At 61.9% G+C, this 15,100-nt stretch carries 13 protein-coding genes; 7 read left to right on the forward strand and 6 right to left on the reverse strand.

Annotation, left to right across the window (positions count from 1 at the left end):
• Positions 1-214: 214 nt before the first annotated feature.
• Genes AC3A4Z_RS20710 through AC3A4Z_RS20720 form a run of 3 tightly spaced genes read right to left on the reverse strand, consistent with a single transcriptional unit; the run spans position 215 to position 2,574 of the window.
• Entirely contained in the window at positions 215-829 is a 615-nt protein-coding gene (locus AC3A4Z_RS20710; protein ID WP_498713933.1) for a bifunctional 4-hydroxy-2-oxoglutarate aldolase/2-dehydro-3-deoxy-phosphogluconate aldolase, read from the reverse strand.
• Positions 819-1,607, reverse strand: a complete 789-nt coding sequence (locus AC3A4Z_RS20715) for an IclR family transcriptional regulator (protein ID WP_498713935.1) — start codon at positions 1,605-1,607, stop codon at positions 819-821. The genes AC3A4Z_RS20710 and AC3A4Z_RS20715 overlap by 11 nt, the downstream gene beginning before the upstream one ends.
• Positions 1,591-2,574 carry a sugar kinase gene (locus tag AC3A4Z_RS20720; RefSeq protein WP_498713936.1) on the reverse strand — a complete coding sequence of 328 codons (984 nt, stop codon included), beginning with the start codon at positions 2,572-2,574 and terminating at the stop codon, positions 1,591-1,593. The genes AC3A4Z_RS20715 and AC3A4Z_RS20720 overlap by 17 nt, the downstream gene beginning before the upstream one ends.
• A gap of 109 nt (positions 2,575-2,683) precedes the next feature.
• Between AC3A4Z_RS20720 and AC3A4Z_RS20725 the strand changes: the two genes are divergently transcribed.
• From AC3A4Z_RS20725 to AC3A4Z_RS20740, 4 genes are read left to right on the forward strand one after another with little or no spacing between them, the layout of a single operon-like run.
• Positions 2,684-3,667: a C-terminal binding protein gene (locus AC3A4Z_RS20725; RefSeq protein WP_498713938.1), complete on the forward strand. Its 984-nt coding sequence runs from the start codon at positions 2,684-2,686 to the stop codon at positions 3,665-3,667.
• Between the two features lie 8 nt (positions 3,668-3,675).
• Positions 3,676-4,353, forward strand: coding sequence for an RraA family protein (locus AC3A4Z_RS20730; protein WP_498713940.1), 678 nt, complete (start codon positions 3,676-3,678; stop codon positions 4,351-4,353).
• A gap of 42 nt (positions 4,354-4,395) precedes the next feature.
• On the forward strand, positions 4,396-5,766 hold the full coding sequence (locus tag AC3A4Z_RS20735) for an MFS transporter (protein WP_498713942.1): 1,371 nt from the start codon (positions 4,396-4,398) through the stop codon (positions 5,764-5,766).
• Complete coding sequence (locus AC3A4Z_RS20740) at positions 5,763-6,926, forward strand: mandelate racemase/muconate lactonizing enzyme family protein (protein WP_498713944.1); 1,164 nt, start codon at positions 5,763-5,765, stop codon at positions 6,924-6,926. Before AC3A4Z_RS20735 ends, AC3A4Z_RS20740 begins: the two co-directional genes overlap by 4 nt.
• Positions 6,927-7,454: 528 nt before the next feature.
• Here the strand turns inward: AC3A4Z_RS20740 and AC3A4Z_RS20745 are convergent.
• The 3 genes from AC3A4Z_RS20745 to AC3A4Z_RS20755 form a co-directional block, all read right to left on the reverse strand.
• Entirely contained in the window at positions 7,455-8,360 is a 906-nt protein-coding gene (locus AC3A4Z_RS20745) for a siderophore-interacting protein (RefSeq protein WP_498713946.1), read from the reverse strand.
• A gap of 33 nt (positions 8,361-8,393) precedes the next feature.
• The gene (locus tag AC3A4Z_RS20750; protein WP_498713948.1) at positions 8,394-9,620 is read right to left on the reverse strand and encodes a thiolase family protein; all 1,227 of its coding nucleotides are present in this window, start codon (positions 9,618-9,620) and stop codon (positions 8,394-8,396) included.
• A 217-nt stretch (positions 9,621-9,837) separates the two neighbouring features.
• A complete protein-coding gene (locus AC3A4Z_RS20755; protein WP_498713950.1) occupies positions 9,838-11,529 on the reverse strand; it encodes a UGSC family (seleno)protein in 1,692 nt (563 codons plus the stop codon).
• A gap of 355 nt (positions 11,530-11,884) precedes the next feature.
• On the opposite strand from AC3A4Z_RS20755, the gene AC3A4Z_RS20760 reads away from it, so the two are divergent.
• The 3 genes from AC3A4Z_RS20760 to AC3A4Z_RS20770 are packed head-to-tail and all read left to right on the forward strand — an operon-like array spanning position 11,885 to position 15,098.
• Complete coding sequence (locus tag AC3A4Z_RS20760; protein WP_498713952.1) at positions 11,885-12,850, forward strand: catechol 2,3-dioxygenase; 966 nt, start codon at positions 11,885-11,887, stop codon at positions 12,848-12,850.
• Between the two features lie 32 nt (positions 12,851-12,882).
• Positions 12,883-14,076: a 4-oxalomesaconate tautomerase gene (locus tag AC3A4Z_RS20765; protein WP_498713954.1), complete on the forward strand. Its 1,194-nt coding sequence runs from the start codon at positions 12,883-12,885 to the stop codon at positions 14,074-14,076.
• A complete protein-coding gene (locus tag AC3A4Z_RS20770) occupies positions 14,073-15,098 on the forward strand; it encodes an amidohydrolase family protein (protein ID WP_498713956.1) in 1,026 nt (341 codons plus the stop codon). The genes AC3A4Z_RS20765 and AC3A4Z_RS20770 overlap by 4 nt, the downstream gene beginning before the upstream one ends.
• Positions 15,099-15,100: the final 2 nt, after the last annotated feature.

Raw genomic sequence — 15,100 nt, forward strand, 5'->3', positions numbered from 1 at the left:
ACCGTGTTGGACTGAGTTCTAGGGCCTTCCTAGACGATCGTCAAGGGCCAAAGGTCTGGGGCGTCAGGTTGGGGTGTAGTTCAGACTGCCGGGGATCAGTCTTGGCGGCGTGCCTGAACCATTGGCTAAAACTTGGAGCCTGTCGCCCGGGCCGGCAAACCAGGCCGGTTGGTGCCAGGTTGAGTCCGGGCATTGTTGCGTCCTGCGTTTCAGGTCAGTGGGCTGGCGAGCCGGCTGCTTCAGTTCTGCCGAGCCTTGCAAGTTTTTCGACTGCGCTGCCTATGGCGATACCGCGGGCGCCTGCTTGGAGGAAGTCTTGTGCGTTGTCGAGGTTCATTCCACCTGTTGCTACGAAGCGGATTCCGGGAAATGGACCGTGCATTTGCCGAATCCATGTGCTGCCAAGGGTTACGGCGGGGAACGCTTTCAGCCACGTGAGACCGAGGGCTTGGGCTTGGCCTATTTCCGTTGCCGTTGCCACGCCGGGCAGGGGAGCGAGGCCGAGATCGGACGCTTTAGAGACGATCTCTTTATCAAGGCCGGGGGTGACGATGAAGGATGCCCCAACGCCCTTTACGGCGTCCAGCTGTTCGAGGGTGAGTACTGTTCCTGCGCCGACCTGATGTCCGTTTTCCCGTGCGGCCTCGACCAAGGCGCCCAGTGTTTGCAGGTCTTCGGGCTGTTGTACCGGGACCTCGATGAGGCCTATTCCTGCAGCCCAGGCGGAGTGGGCGAGTTCGAGTGTCTGGTCCTTGCCGAGTCCTCGGAATATGGCCATGTAGGGGGAGGCGTCAAAGTAGGGGTCGAACCAGGTGTTGCTAAGATGCATGGGTTTCCTTCAGTTGCTCAGTGGTGTGTGCGGTTTCTTCCCAGCCGAGGTCGTGGGAGATGAGTGCAGCGGTTCGCAGCAGCGGTTCAAGTACGGTTCCGCGCATGTGTTCCAAATCGGTGATGGCCTTGAGCTCGATCACGGAGACGGCAGCCACAACGCTGCCGGAGGCATCACGGATGGGTGCACCGATGGCGTTTATATAGTCTTCTTGTTCGCCGGCATCGGTTGCCCACCCGCGGGCACGGACCTCTTCGAGTTCCTTTTCCAGGTCGCTTCGAGATCCAAGCGTCGTGGCATTGAAGCGCTCGAACTTATGGTCGGAGAGGAGATTGTCTCTGTCCTCGAGGGACATGTAGGCGAGGATTGACTTAGCCACGCTGGCGGTGTGCAGGCAAACTGCTTCACCGACCCTGGATGCGAGCCGAACGGAACGCCTCGGTTCAATTTTGTCGATATAGACAATCTGTCGGTTTTGAAGCTCCGCCAGGTGAACAGTTTGGTCATGCAGCTCGCTGAGTTCGATGAGCCGTGGCCGGGCGATCCGCGCGATGTCGAATTGGTCCAGTGCCCTGTGGGCCAGCGAAACCAGCCCTGGACCGATGCTGTAGCGGCCGTCCGGAAGCCGCCGTAAGAGTTTTTGCTCCTGCAAAACGTCCATAATCCGGAGCGCCGTTGAGCGGTGTACATCCAAATGGCGTGATATCTCTGCCGGGTTCTTTGGTGATTCGCCTACCGCCATGAGCACTTCAATGGCGCGTTCAATGCTCTGGGACACGGGTAATCTCCTTCGGGACGACGTAATCGGCCGTTGTTTGCAGCACCGCGGCTGCAAGTCTGTGGCCGGCCCGAAGTCTTTCTCCGAGGTCGTTCCCGGCCAACCGTTCGTGTAGATAGCCTGCCGCAAAGGAATCCCCGGCGCCAACAGCTTCCACCACGGTGACCTGATGGGCTGGCTCGAACACCTCCTGGTCCGGGGTGAACAGGGTCGCCCCGACATCACCGTCTTTGACGATCAGCTCGGTGGGGCGTTTTATCAGTTCGCGGACCGCGTGCGGTGATTCCGTTCCCCACAGAGCATGCGCCTCATCGAGTCCCACAAAGACGATGTCGGCTTCGTTTGCAAAGGCCAGCAGTTCGCTAGCCGCATCACGGATGCCCCAAAGGCGGGGGCGGTAGTTCACGTCGAAGGACATCAAATAACGGTGGCGACTCCGCAGGCCGAATACTTCCTTGGTGAGCGCGTTGCATGTTTCGGAGATTGCAGTGGTGATTCCTGTGATGTGCACGAGGTCTGCCTGTTCGAGAAGCTGCGGCGCGAGGAAGCCGGGGGACATGGCGGAAGCCGCCGCGCCTGTCCGGTAGTAGTGGACCGTTGTCCCTTCCGGGGAGGGGTCCTTGAAGTAGACGCCGGTGGGCCGCAGGGGGTCGCGCTCGATCCATCTGGTGTCGACACCCGCATGGGCCAAAGCGGTTTCGATGCGGGCGCCGAAGGGGTCCTGTCCCAGCCGCGAGGCCCACACCGCGTGGTGGCCGAAATGTGCCAGGTACTGGGCCACGGTTGACTCGGCCCCCGCAAAATTCAGTGTCAGGAGCTCGGCCTCAGCCAAGGGGCCGGCCGGACTGGGAGCAATCTGCGCCATCGTCTCGCCCAGGCAAACGACCACGGGGGTTGATGAAGCCTTTGGGTTCCCCCTTGCAGAACCCCCCGCTGCGGGCAGCCCCTCACTTGGTTCTTCCATCATCCAAAACTCTCCCTCTTGCGTGCTGTCCCTCACATCCATTACCGTAGCACATGACGCACCATTGGTGCGCATAACGCACCAATAGGATTATGATTTGAGAGGTACGCGGATGTACAGGGTTTATGTCACCGATTACGACTATCCGGACCTGGATATCGAAAAGGCGGTCCTTGAGCCGATCGGCGCCGAAGTCATCGGACTGCAGTGCAAATCCGGCGAAGGGCTGGGGGAGTTGGCGGCCGACGCGGATGCAGTTCTTCAGCAGTACGCAAAAATACCCGCAGCCACTATCGAGCAACTGAACCGGTGCAAGATCATTGCCAGGTACGGGATCGGCGTTGACATCGTCGACGTCGAAGCCGCCGCGCGGGCCGGGATCACGGTCACGAACGTCCCCGATTACTGCATCGAGGAAGTTGCTGACCACTCCATCAGCATGGCCTTCACGATCATTCGCTCCATCCCGACATATGCCGCGTCGACCAGGCGCGGCAAGTGGCACTGGGACGAATGGGACCGCCCGATTCGCCGGATGCGCGGTAGCGTCTTCGGTTTCGTGGGCTTCGGCCGGATTGCCCAGAACATGGCGCGGAAGCTCCAGGCCTTCGGGTTCGACCTCATCGCCTATGACCCCTACGTCTCCGAGAGCCTGATGAGGTCCCACGGTGTCAGGAAGGCAGGACTGCAGGAACTGCTCGCTGCCTCCGACATCGTTGACGTGATGTGCCCCTACACCCCCGAGACGCATCACTTGATTGATGAAGAGGGCCTGGCACTCATGAAGAAGGGGTCTCTGCTGGTCAACTGCGCCAGGGGCAAAGTCATTGACAACACCGCCCTCTACGACGCCCTGGTCACCGGTCACATCGCTGCTGCGGCACTGGATGACACAGAGGAAGAACCCGCCAAACAGGAGTCATGGTCCCCTGAGGACAACAAACTCTTCTCGCTGGAGAACTGCATCATCACCCCGCACGTGGCTTACATCTCCCAGGAAGCACTCGACGAAGCACGGCGCACGGCGGCTGAAAATGTCCGCGCCATCCTGCTTGGCCAGCCGCCGCTCAACCCCGTCCGCCCCGTCAACAATTAAGAGGAATCATGAGCATTGTTATCAACGAACCCACCACCGTGAACGGCGAGTATGTGGCCAAGTTCAAGGAGCTGGCAGACACCATGTCACTTTCCTGCGTCGTCTCTGACGCACTGGAACGCTCAGGGACGATGCGTCACGACATCAAGCCCCACGGTGCTGACAAGAAAATCATCGGGACAGCCCTGACGGTGCAATTGACGGCCGGCGACATCGTCGACTGCCTGGACGTCTTCACCGTTGCCCGCCCGGGCGACGTCGTCGTGATCGATGCCTTCGGCGAAACGGAGACCTCGATCTGGGGCGGACTCATGACGGGCCTGGCCAAGAACGCAGGCATTGTCGGCGCCGTCATCGACGGCAGCTGCCGCGACACCGACGAAGCCAAGTTCCTCGACTTCCCCATTTCGGCCAAAACCTCCGGCCCACGGCAAGCACACACGGCCCTGAGCGGGCGCCGGGAGCCGATCAGCATCAACGTACCCATCTCGTGCGGCGGCGTCATCGTCCAGCCGGGGGACCTCATCGTCGCCGATGACATCGGCGTTGTCGTCGTTCCCCAGGACAAAATGGCGGCCGTCTACGAGCGGGCAGCAGAAATCGCCGCAAACGAGGAAGCCATGCGCAACCTCGTCCTCGAGGGAGCCACCTTCCAGGATCTACTCGCCAAATTCGGCCGCATCTAGCATAAAAACCAATACATTAAGGAAAGAGCAAGGACGCTCATAATGATCGGAAACAAGAAACAGGAATCAGCGGCGGTCTCACTGCCGAAACCGCAAGGCCGCGTGCGGTGGGTCGTGCTCGGCCTGCTCTGCCTGCTGGCACTCATCAACAACATTGACCGGCTGGCACTCTCAGTTGCAGCGCCGGCCATGCAAGCCGAACTGGGTATCACCGCTACCGACATCGGCCTGCTGGGCAGCGCTTTCGCCCTGTTCTATGCCCTCGGCCAGTTGCCCTCAGGGTGGTTCATCGACCGGTTCGGCCCCCGGATGCTGCTCGGCGTTTCAGTTATCGTCTGGAGTGCAGCGACCGCAGCGATGGGTCTGTTCAGCAACCTTGGCATGCTGGCCTTCGCCCGTGCCTGGCTCGGACTGGCCGAAGCACCTTCCCTGCCGGCGACAAACAAGATCGTTACCCAGTGGTTCCCTAAAAAGGAACAAGGCATCGCCAACGCCAGCTGGGACTCTGCACTCAAAGCAGGCCCCGCGTTCTTCACCTTCCTGCTCGTCTGGATCGTCTCAACCTACGGCTGGCGGTCCCTGTTCTACATCGCCGGCGTCGCGGGCATCATGTTCGCCCTCGTCTTCATGGCCAGCTACCGCGCGCCGGATGACAGCCGCTCCCTCTCCCCGGAGGAGCTGGCCTACATCCGCCAGGACGGAGAACACGGACTCTCGGACCCCGTGAAGCGGGTACCGTGGTCCACCCTCTTCAAGCGCCGCAGCATGTGGGGCATGATGGCAGGCTACTTTTGCAACATGTGGGTCTACCAGATCTTCCTGGTCTTCATCCCCCTGTTCATCATCAACCAGTTCGGAGTCAAATTCGCCTCGCTTGGACTCATCGCGAGCGTGCCCTGGGTCGGCGCGATCATCGGCGACATCGCCAGCGGCCTCATCTCAGGCCGGCTCAGCGAAAAACCCGGATGGACAACGTTGAAGGCCAAGAAGGTCATGATCGTCAGCTCACTCGTCCTCCAGGCCGCCGTGCTGGCCCTGATTCCACTCAACCAACTCGCCGGTCCTTCCGCCGGACTCAGTATTGCCGTGATCCTCATGGCACTGGCCCTCGGATTCAATGGCGCAGTAGTCGCCCACGCATGGTCACTCCCCTCCGAAGTGACTGCACCATCGACGGTCGCCTCCGTTGCCTCCCTTCAGAACTTCGGCGGATTCCTTGGCGCCACCGTCTCCCCACTGGTGGCGGGCATCATCGTGGACGCGACCGGGTCATTCAACATCGTCTTCATGATCTCTGCCGCCGTCGCAGTCCTTTCCGCCGTTTTCTACCACTTCCAGGTCAGGCGCACCATCATTTCCGCAGATGACGTCGCAAGCCACAACCCCGCCGTAGCAGAAGGGATCAAGGCATGAAAATCACTGAAGTGGACACATTCGTCCTCAAAACCAGGCTTGAGAAGCCGTTCGCCTACTCCCAAGGCTGGGTCGAAGGCCGCTCAACCACTGTCGTGCGGATCCGCACCGACGACGGCCTCGAAGGCTGGGGAGAAACCTTCAGCGTTGGACTCCAGCCCCCCGAGATCGCAGCGGCCGTCATTGACAGCGCCCTCAAACCCCTCATCCTGGGCAAGGACCCTCTGCAGACCGACGTCCTCTGGGACACCATGTACGTCCGCACAAGAGACTTCGGACGAAAAGGCGTCGTCATCGGTGCCATCAGCGCCGTCGACATCGCCCTCTGGGACATCCGAGGCAAAGCCGCGGGCCTCCCGGTCTGGGCCCTCCTGGGTGGCAGCTTCCGCGACCGCATCGAGTGCTACGCCACCGGATTCTTCCGGCCAGGCGGACAGGGCCAAGCGAGCCTCATGGCTGAGGAAGCCCAACGGCACGCCGACTCTGGCTTCTCCATCATGAAAGTCAAACTCGGCTTTGGCGTCGAAGACGACATCAGCGTCATGACCAGCATCCGGGAAGCAGTCGGCGACCGGGCCGGATTCATGATCGACGTCAACCACGGCTACGGAGCGAACGAAGCAATCAGACTCGGCCGCGCCCTGGACGACTTCCAACTGCGCTGGATCGAGGAACCCGTCGTCCCAGAAGACCTCGCTGGCTACCGCCGCGTACGCGACGCCCTCGACACGCCCATCGCCGGCGGCGAAGCAGAATTCACCATGTACGGCTTCCACGATCTGATCGCCGCCGGCGCAATCGACATCGCCCAACCGGACATCTGTCTGGCCGGTGGCTTCACGGCACTCAAACACATCAACGTCATCGCGCAGACAAACGGTGTACAGGTCAACCCCCACGTATGGGGAACAGCCATCGGGCAATACGCATCACTCCACGCAATCGCCAACACCCCCACCACACACCACGCACTGTTCGCGCAACAACCACTCTTTGAGTACGACACCTCCTCACACCCCTTCCGCACGGCCCTGGTAGACGCCCCGCTAGAGCACGAGAAAGGCTGGCTTCGAGTACCGGACCAGCCAGGCCTAGGCTTCGAAATCGACAAAGAATTCTTCGCTAAGACGGCAATCCCGATCGGCGCTTCCACCCACTAGGAAACTGATAAAACGAAAAATGCGTGTCGAAGGCTACACGCAGATAGCCTTCGACACCCATTTGACTTAAGCCGCAGATATCCAAAGAAACGTTGGAAGTGGCTGTCAGACGCGTTCTCGCGGGGCTGTCTGAACAACGGTGGATACCGTGTTGATCTGACACGCCGGGCGTTTTGGGGCTGGTGGGCGATGACTGCTGTCAGTTTTGGGTGTACCTCGACCTCGCACTGCCCGGTCTCAGTTTTGTTGGCAAAACGTACTGGATGAGGCCGGCGTTCGCAGTTGACTTGGCAACGCCCTCGGGCACTCAAGCAGGTATTCATTCGGTGCTCGCGTCATTCCCGCCCTGGGACAACTTCGGAACTGCCAACTTCAGTGAGACGCCTGCGACCGGATCCGTCTCAATGAACCTGGCAAAATCCCAGGTCGGCATTGCCAACTCAACTGAGACAGGACAGGCACGAAAATATCCGTAACTGGGGCCGGTCGCGAGCGTTGGTATGTGAAATGTGCCCTGTGTGGGACTCGCTAGTTTTCACCATGATCGTGGTCTGGATGATTCGACTCACCTAGCCGCCAGTATCCGCGGGTAACAAGCAAGTCTTTCGCCACGCCACGATCCACGAGCATATGACGACGTATCACCCTCATCGCGGCGGCCTCGCATGCTATCCAAATTCGGGTGTCGAAGGTGATGCGTGCGCGGGCAAGCGCACTGTGTAGTTCGCTGCACCAATCTTGAGTTCCCCGACGATGGTGCCACGTGATTCGAGTATTCGGCGGTCCCTGGAACTCAAGCTCATCCTCTTCGCTGTCTACCTCCAAGTGGACGTCCGCTTTAGCCGTCCTGGGCAGTGACTCAAGCAGGGTCGCTACAGCTGGCAGGGCACTTTCGTCCCCTGCGATCAGCCATTCTCTGTCAGCGCCATCCAATCTAAAGCGGCCTCCGGGGCCACTCACGGCTAGTTTGTCTCCATTTTTCGCGTTGCGTGCCCAGTCGGCAGCCTGGCCATTTCCGTGAAGGAAGAATTGCAACTCGAGGGTACGCATTGCCGCATTGAAGGACCGGGGTGTGTATGTGCGGACTATAGGGCGTAGGTCATCGTTCGGCCACTCCAGACCTGTTGGTCCGGCAACCGGAAGAATTGGAACGCATTGCCCAGGCCGAGGCAAAAACACTTTCAGGTGCGAAGTCGGTTGCGCCTGTTCGTAGGATCCCAGCGCATCACCGTGCACAATAATTGATACCAGCTTGGGCGTGATCCGGGAGATGGATACGACCTCAACGGGGATGGGCGGCTCACGACGACGGCGGGGTTGCGGAGCGCGCCGCGCGGCTGCCTGGTCGGGCGACGCCATTTTCGCATTTGGAGGCGTCAGGCGAGCTTCGGGCGAGGGCGGACATTCTGGAGGGGCTTGGCGCTGCGCTGTCATTTCTGGGCCGAATCTACGAAGTTCAGCATGTGCTTATGCCTTTGCGGCGGTTACGTTTTCGAGGACGACGGCCAGGCCCTGCCCGACGCCGATGCAGATCGCCGCGACACCCCACCGTTCGCCCGTGGCCTGAAGGGAGCGGGCGAGGGTGCCCAGGATCCGGGTGCCGGACGCGCCGAGCGGGTGGCCCATGGCGATCGCGCCGCCGTGCCGGTTCACAATTTCGTGCTCGATGCCCCAGGCGTTGATGCAGGCCAGGGACTGCGCGGCGAAGGCTTCGTTAAGTTCGACGGCGCCCACCTGGTCCCAGCCGATGCCCGCCTTCGCGAGGGCGTTGTTCGCCGCTTCAACGGGGGCGTAGCCGAAGTACTGCGGGTCGTTGGCGTGTGCGCCGCGGCCGGCGATGCGGGCCAGCGGGTCGAGCCCGAGCAGCCCGGCGGCAGCCTCGGACCCGATCCATGCCGCGGAGGCGCCGTCGGAAAGCGGGGACGCGTTTCCTGCGGTAACCGTGCCACCTTTTGTCGTACCCCATGCGGCATCGTCCTTCGCGGCCCGGAAGACCGTCTTTAGGTCAGCCAGCTTGGCGGCCGTGGAGCCGGGGCGGATGCCCTCGTCCCGGACCAGGTTCGTGCCGTGCACGGGCGCGACTTGATTGTCGTAGAACCCCTCGTCCCAGGCTGCCGCGGCGAGGTTGTGCGAGTTTGCGGCGAATTCGTCCTGGGCCTGCCGTGTCACTTTGAACCTTTCTCGGAGCCGTTCGGTGGCCTCGCCGAGGGAGATGGTCCATTCCTTTGGCATGGCCTGGTTTACCAGGCGCCAGCCCAGTGTGGTGGAGGCCAGGGTCATGTCGCCGGCCGGGTAGGGCTTTTCGGTCTTGGGCAGCACCCACGGTGCACGGGACATGGATTCGGCGCCGCCGACGAGGACCAGGTCGGCGTCGCCGGCGTTGATCTGGCGGGACGCGATGATGGCCGCGTCGAGCGAGGAGCCGCAGAGCCGGTTGACCGTGGTGCCCGGGATCGAGACGGGCAGGCCGGCCAGCAGGGTCGCCATCCGGGCGATGTTGCGGTTCTCCTCCCCGGCGCCGTTCGCGTTACCAAAAACCACCTCGTCGATCCGCTCGACATCAAGTGACGGGGCCCGCTTTATGGACTCTGCAATTACGTGTGCAGCAAGGTCGTCTGGGCGGACGGCAGCGAGACCGGAGCCGAACTTGCCAAACGGGGTGCGCACGGCGTCGTACACAAAAGCCTGATTCATTGGATTCCTTCGTTGTCAGGGGAGTGCTCAGGCCTCTGCCGGCCGTGACGGACAGTGCGGCGTCTCCCTCCCTGTGAGAGCCGGGTCCGTTGAGGGCCTCGGGCAAGGGGTTCGGACCCCTGGAGGCGTCGGTAATAGCGGGCGGGCACCGGCCTAAGCTCGCCGGTGCCCGCGTGGTGGAGTTCAGCGTTCGGTAACTCGTGAGGTGTCCGCTGTCTTACAGGAGTTCGATCTTCTTGGCTGTGGGGTAGCCGTGGCTTTGGTTCTGCACGTAGCCCTTGCTTTGATTGCGGCCCGGGTCTCCGCTGAGGACGATGCCGATGCCCTCGGGTGCGACGAACACGGGTACCAGGCGGTCGGGGTCGTCGGATTCGATGTAGGCCGAGGAAACCATTCCTTCATCGTGGAGTTGGTTCAGGTCGTAGGACGTGTAGCCGAGTTCCCAAGCGTGGCGGGTGAGCTTTCGGACGGAGATCTTGGTGTTGTCGAAGATGTACTGCTGGACGTCTCGCTTCGTAAGACCGTCCCGGGCGATGATCTTTGCGACACCGGGGCTCATGATGAGCAGCGGGAAGTTCTTGCGCTTCTTGATACCGGTGTGGGCCCATCCGGCGCACATGCCCCCGAAGATTTCAACGAGCGTGTCGAGGTGTTCCTTCGCAGTGTCTCCCGCCGTGTAAATCGGGATGGACGCTGCCATCATGCTCTGGACCGTGACAACATTGTCCTCACGGTTGAAACCGAAGCCTTCGGCGTGTGACGGCCAGCCAACTTGGCTGACGGCATCTTCGTTCTCGGCCAGTACTACGTTCATTCCCACACCGATCGAGGCCTTGTCTGACTCGTCTGGCGAGAAGCGTAGTCCCACGATGTTGCGGAGGAACATCCGGGCGAACCGCCCGATGCTGGTGTTTGCTTGCCGGCCGACGCGCATGACGGCCGTTTCGTAGTTGAAGGACAGCTGTTTGACGATGGGGCCGTTGATTACGATTAGCGGTTCAAGGCCTGGTGTGGCGCCGAAGTCGCGTGCGTAGAAGTTGGGTTCGGCCATGGCTTCGACGATGGCGATGAGGACGGGCATGTATTCCGGCCGGCAGCCGGACATAACTCCGTTGACTGCGACACTCCAGACGGTCGCTTCCCGGTTTTCGGGCTGGATTACCCCCAGCACTTGGTTCCGGTCCCGGCCTGTGTGGCGCAGGAACGCCTCGACCCGGTCCAACGTGGGGGGCACAATCGGCAGCCCATCGGTCCACTGGTGTTCGAGGAAGTACTCATTGACCTCGTCGAGGGTACCGCTGAAAACGATCGCCCCCTGCTCGGGCTCTTCGACTTCGGCGGCGGCAGTCACGGTCCGCGTGAGCTGGTCGATGATATTGGGGACGAGCACGTCGCGGGCGTTGCGTTCGAGTTCTTCGTCACTCTGGGTCATGATCACACCCGGGAACTCTGCGACACAGAGGTCGGCCATGCCCTCGCCTTTGGCAACCACTGCAGCCTGGCGGAGGAACGCCGTGGCAACAATGGTGGCGCTCGGAACCCCGGCGTTTTCGGCAACCATGCTTGCCCGCACTACGGCCGGGGTACAGGTTCCGCAGCTTCCGACACCGGTGATGACGGCATCGACGCCGTGCTGGGCAAGCTTTTCCGGCAGGACCGGCAGCGTGTCTTTACCGTGCCGCGGACCGTGGATGTTGCCAAATTCATCGGGACCCACGAAGGATATTCCCGGGAACTTCTCGGTCATGACTTTCTCGATCACCGGGATCATTTCGTCGTGCCGGAATCCATAGTGGGACAGGTGCGCGACGGTCGCCGTGGACAGGTCTGAGACTCGCGGTTTCGCGTCGATCTCCTTGACGGTCGAACGGCCCAGGGGCCACGTCACCTCGTAGACAGCTTCGTTCATTGTTTACCTCGCTCCTTTGCAGACTTAACGCTTATTGGTCGACCGTGACGGCCAGGCTAGCCAGGTTGGGTAGCCGCTTCGTGTCGTCGTCGAAAGATGTAACCGGCGCTGAACAGAACCTATAATGTTATTTGCTTGCCGTCAAGCAAGTAACTCTGACAGGGCTCTTGGTGGCATCGAGTCACGGAGAGTCCTATCTGTGCCCCGCCGCCCTTCCACTGCGACGTGCGCTCCTAATATTCCCCCTTCGTGGACAAATTGTCTACTAGATTGTTGACCAATCGAGGAATGGCTGGTTCACTCATACGGAGAGGCGCCATTGGGCGGACGTTTTCTCCCCGGACAAAGGAAAGTGATGATGAAAGACGCATTCCACGACGTGGCGCATGTGGGCCATGTTGAGCTGCTGACCCCTGTGTTTGAGCGAAGCCTGTGGTTTTTCCGGGACCTGCTTGCCATGGAGGAGGTGGGCCGCTCAGGGGACTCGGTGTATCTGCATTCCTGGGATGACTACGAGCACCATACGATCAAACTCACGGCGAGCCCGACGTCGGGTGTGGGCAAGATAGCGTTGCGTGCCTCGAGCGAGGAAGCGTTGCAGCGCCGTGTCGCCGCGATCGAGGCGAGCGGGAAGGGCATTGGCTGGCATGAGGACGAGCCCGGTATAGGCCGTGCCTATGCGTTCACCGATCCGGACGGTCACCCGATGGATATCTACTACGACACCGAATGGCACGTGCCGTCTCAGGAGTCCCGGCCGGCGTTGAAGAACCAGGCGTCCAGGTTCCCAGGCAGGGGAGTGAACGCCCGCCGCCTGGACCACGTGAACTTCCTCGCCGCGGATGTAGAGCTCAATGGCAACTTCACGGCCGAAGCACTGGGCGGGCGCGCTACGGAGCAGATCCGGCTGGACACCGGCAAACTAGGCGCCCAGTGGTTCACTTTCACGAACAAGTCCTACGACTTGGTCTACAGCGGGGACTGGACCGGCAGCAACGGCCGCCTGCACCACATTGCCTTCGCTACGGACACCCGTGAGGACATCCTGAAGGCCGCTGACATTTTCCTGGAGAACGGGATCCACATCGAGTCCGGCCCGCACAAGCACGCCATCCAGCAGACCTTCTTCCTTTACGTCTACGAACCCGGCGGGAACCGGATCGAGTTCTGCAACTCAGGCGCACGGATGATCCTGGCCCCGGACTGGAAGACCGTGGAATGGACCGAGGCGGACCGCGCCAAGGGCCAGGCCTGGGGCATGAAAACCATCGAGACGTTCCATACGCACGGCACCCCTCCCGTCGCCGTCCCAGCCCACTAGGCCCATTCACTGCAGCATCAAAGGAGGACGGCGTGTCCCACACGCTCAACACCCAGCAACCGATGACCGGCCCCCGCTTGCTGGGCAGCCAGCTGGCCGTGCCGAGTTGGCTGATGCGGGGCGGCACGTCCCGGGGCCCATTCTTCCGTGCCGATGACCTGCCCCAGGATCAGGGGTCCCGCGACGCCATCCTTCTTGCGGCGATGGGATCCCCGGACCCGCGGCAGATTGACGGGCTGGGCGGCGCCCATCCGCTGACCAGCAAGGCCGGCATTGTCGCCCGCAGCGACCGGCCGGGAGTGGACCTGGAGTTCCTGTTCGCCCAGCTTCAACCCGCAAGCGACGTCGTGGACACCACGGCGAACTGCGGCAACATGCTTGCCGCCGTGGTCCCGTTTGCCATTGAGTCCGGCCTATTGGCGCCCGACGGCGACACCACCACCGCGCGCGTCCTCACCTTGAACACGGGGCTGATGGCCGAAATTGCAGTGCCGACGCCGGAGGGCGACGCCGGGCGGTACGTTGAGTATGTCGGGGATGCCAGGATCGACGGCGTCCCCGGCACTGCCGCCGCCGTCACCATCAACTTCCTGGATACGGCAGGGTCGGTCTGCGACTCGCTGCTGCCCACCGGCAACGTGCGCGACACTGTGCACCTGCCCGGCTTCGGCAAGGTCGAGGTGACGTGCATCGACAACGGCATGCCTTTGGTGATTATAGAGGCAGCCGCACTCGGGCGCACGGGCCGGGAGGCCGTCGTCGACCTTAACGCTGACGAAGAGCTCAAGGACCGCCTTGAAGCGCTGCGGATCAGCTGCGGAACACTGATGGGCCTCGGCGACGTCACCGGCAGGAACTACCCGAAAATGACCCTGATCTCCGCCCCCGCGGCAGGAGGGACGATCAATACCCGCAGCTTCATCCCCCATGTCTGCCATGAATCCATCGGTGTCCTTGCCGCAGTCACCGTCGGTACCGCATGCGTCATCCATGGCACGGTGGCCAACCATGTTGCCGGGGTCTCCGGCGCAGGGTCCGTTCCGGTCTCGGTGGAGCACCCCTCCGGGGAATTCACCGTCCAGCTTGGCTTGAACCCCGCCAACGTCGGCGGCGTAGAAAAGTCCGGACTGATCAGGACGGCTCGCCTCATCATGGCCGGAGACGTGATGGTCCCTGCACACCTCTGGTCCACACCGGCCACACCTTCCAAGGAGTACCACCAGTGATCATCGATATCCATGGCCATTACACCACCGCCCCGCCCGCCCTGGGCGAATGGCGGGACCGTCAGATCGCCGGGCTGCAGAATCCGTCCGCCGCGCCCTTACGTTCGGATCTGACGATTTCCGACGACGAGCTGCGCGAAAGCATCGAGCAGAACCAGCTCCGGCTGATGGACGAGCGCGGCATCGATTTGACTGTCTTCTCCCCCAGGGCCTCCTTCATGGCCCACCACGTGGGAGACTTCGACACCTCGGCCGAGTGGGCAGCGATCTGCAACGAGCTCTGCTACCGCGTGAGCCAGCTCTACCCGGAGCGGTTCGTGCCCGCTGCGATGCTCCCGCAGTCCCCCGGCGTGGATCCGGCCACCTGCCTCCCGGAACTGACCCGGTGCGTCGAGGAATACGGTGCGGTGGCGCTGAACCTGAACCCGGACCCGTCCGGCGGTCACTGGACCGCCCCGCCGATCACGGACCGCTCCTGGTACCCCATTTACGAGAAGATGGTGGAGTACGACATCCCCGCCATGGTGCATGTCAGCACCAGCATCAATCCCGCTTTCCACACCACCGGTGCGCATTACCTGAACGCGGACACCACGGCGTTTATGCAGCTCATCGAGGGGGACCTCTTCGCCGACTTTCCCGCCCTTAAGTTGGTCATCCCGCACGGCGGCGGCGCGGTCCCGTACCACTGGGGACGGTTCCGCGGCCTGGCCATGGCCCTGAAAAAGCCTGTTCTGGAAGAACACCTTCTTAACAACGTCTTCTTTGACACCTGCGTCTACCACCAGCCCGGCATCGACCTGCTGCTCGACGTCATCCCCACCAGGAACATCCTGTTCGCCTCCGAAATGATCGGCGCCGTCCGCGACATCGACCCCTGCACCGGCCACAACTTCGACGACACCGCCCGGTACATCGACACCGCCGGACTGAACGAAGCGGACCTGGCCGCAATCCAGGAACACAACGCCCGTACCGTCTACCCGCGCCTGAACGCCCTTCTCAAACAGCAGGGCCGCTAAAC

This window comes from Arthrobacter sp. Soil_C_49 (assembly GCF_057656635.1).

Bases quoted from the DNA above. Each gene is read 5' to 3' on its own strand.
- AC3A4Z_RS20710 (WP_498713933.1), bottom strand. From the start codon at position 829: ATGCATCTTAGCAACACCTGGTTCGACCCCTACTTTGACGCCTCCCCC.
- AC3A4Z_RS20720 (WP_498713936.1), bottom strand. From the start codon at position 2,574: ATGATGGAAGAACCAAGTGAGGGGCTGCCCGCAGCGGGGGGTTCTGCA.
- AC3A4Z_RS20725 (WP_498713938.1), top strand. From the start codon at position 2,684: ATGTACAGGGTTTATGTCACCGATTACGACTATCCGGACCTGGATATC.
- AC3A4Z_RS20730 (WP_498713940.1), top strand. From the start codon at position 3,676: ATGAGCATTGTTATCAACGAACCCACCACCGTGAACGGCGAGTATGTG.
- AC3A4Z_RS20735 (WP_498713942.1), top strand. From the start codon at position 4,396: ATGATCGGAAACAAGAAACAGGAATCAGCGGCGGTCTCACTGCCGAAA.
- AC3A4Z_RS20740 (WP_498713944.1), top strand. From the start codon at position 5,763: ATGAAAATCACTGAAGTGGACACATTCGTCCTCAAAACCAGGCTTGAG.
- AC3A4Z_RS20745 (WP_498713946.1), bottom strand. From the start codon at position 8,360: ATGACAGCGCAGCGCCAAGCCCCTCCAGAATGTCCGCCCTCGCCCGAA.
- AC3A4Z_RS20750 (WP_498713948.1), bottom strand. From the start codon at position 9,620: ATGAATCAGGCTTTTGTGTACGACGCCGTGCGCACCCCGTTTGGCAAG.
- AC3A4Z_RS20755 (WP_498713950.1), bottom strand. From the start codon at position 11,529: ATGAACGAAGCTGTCTACGAGGTGACGTGGCCCCTGGGCCGTTCGACC.
- AC3A4Z_RS20760 (WP_498713952.1), top strand. From the start codon at position 11,885: ATGATGAAAGACGCATTCCACGACGTGGCGCATGTGGGCCATGTTGAG.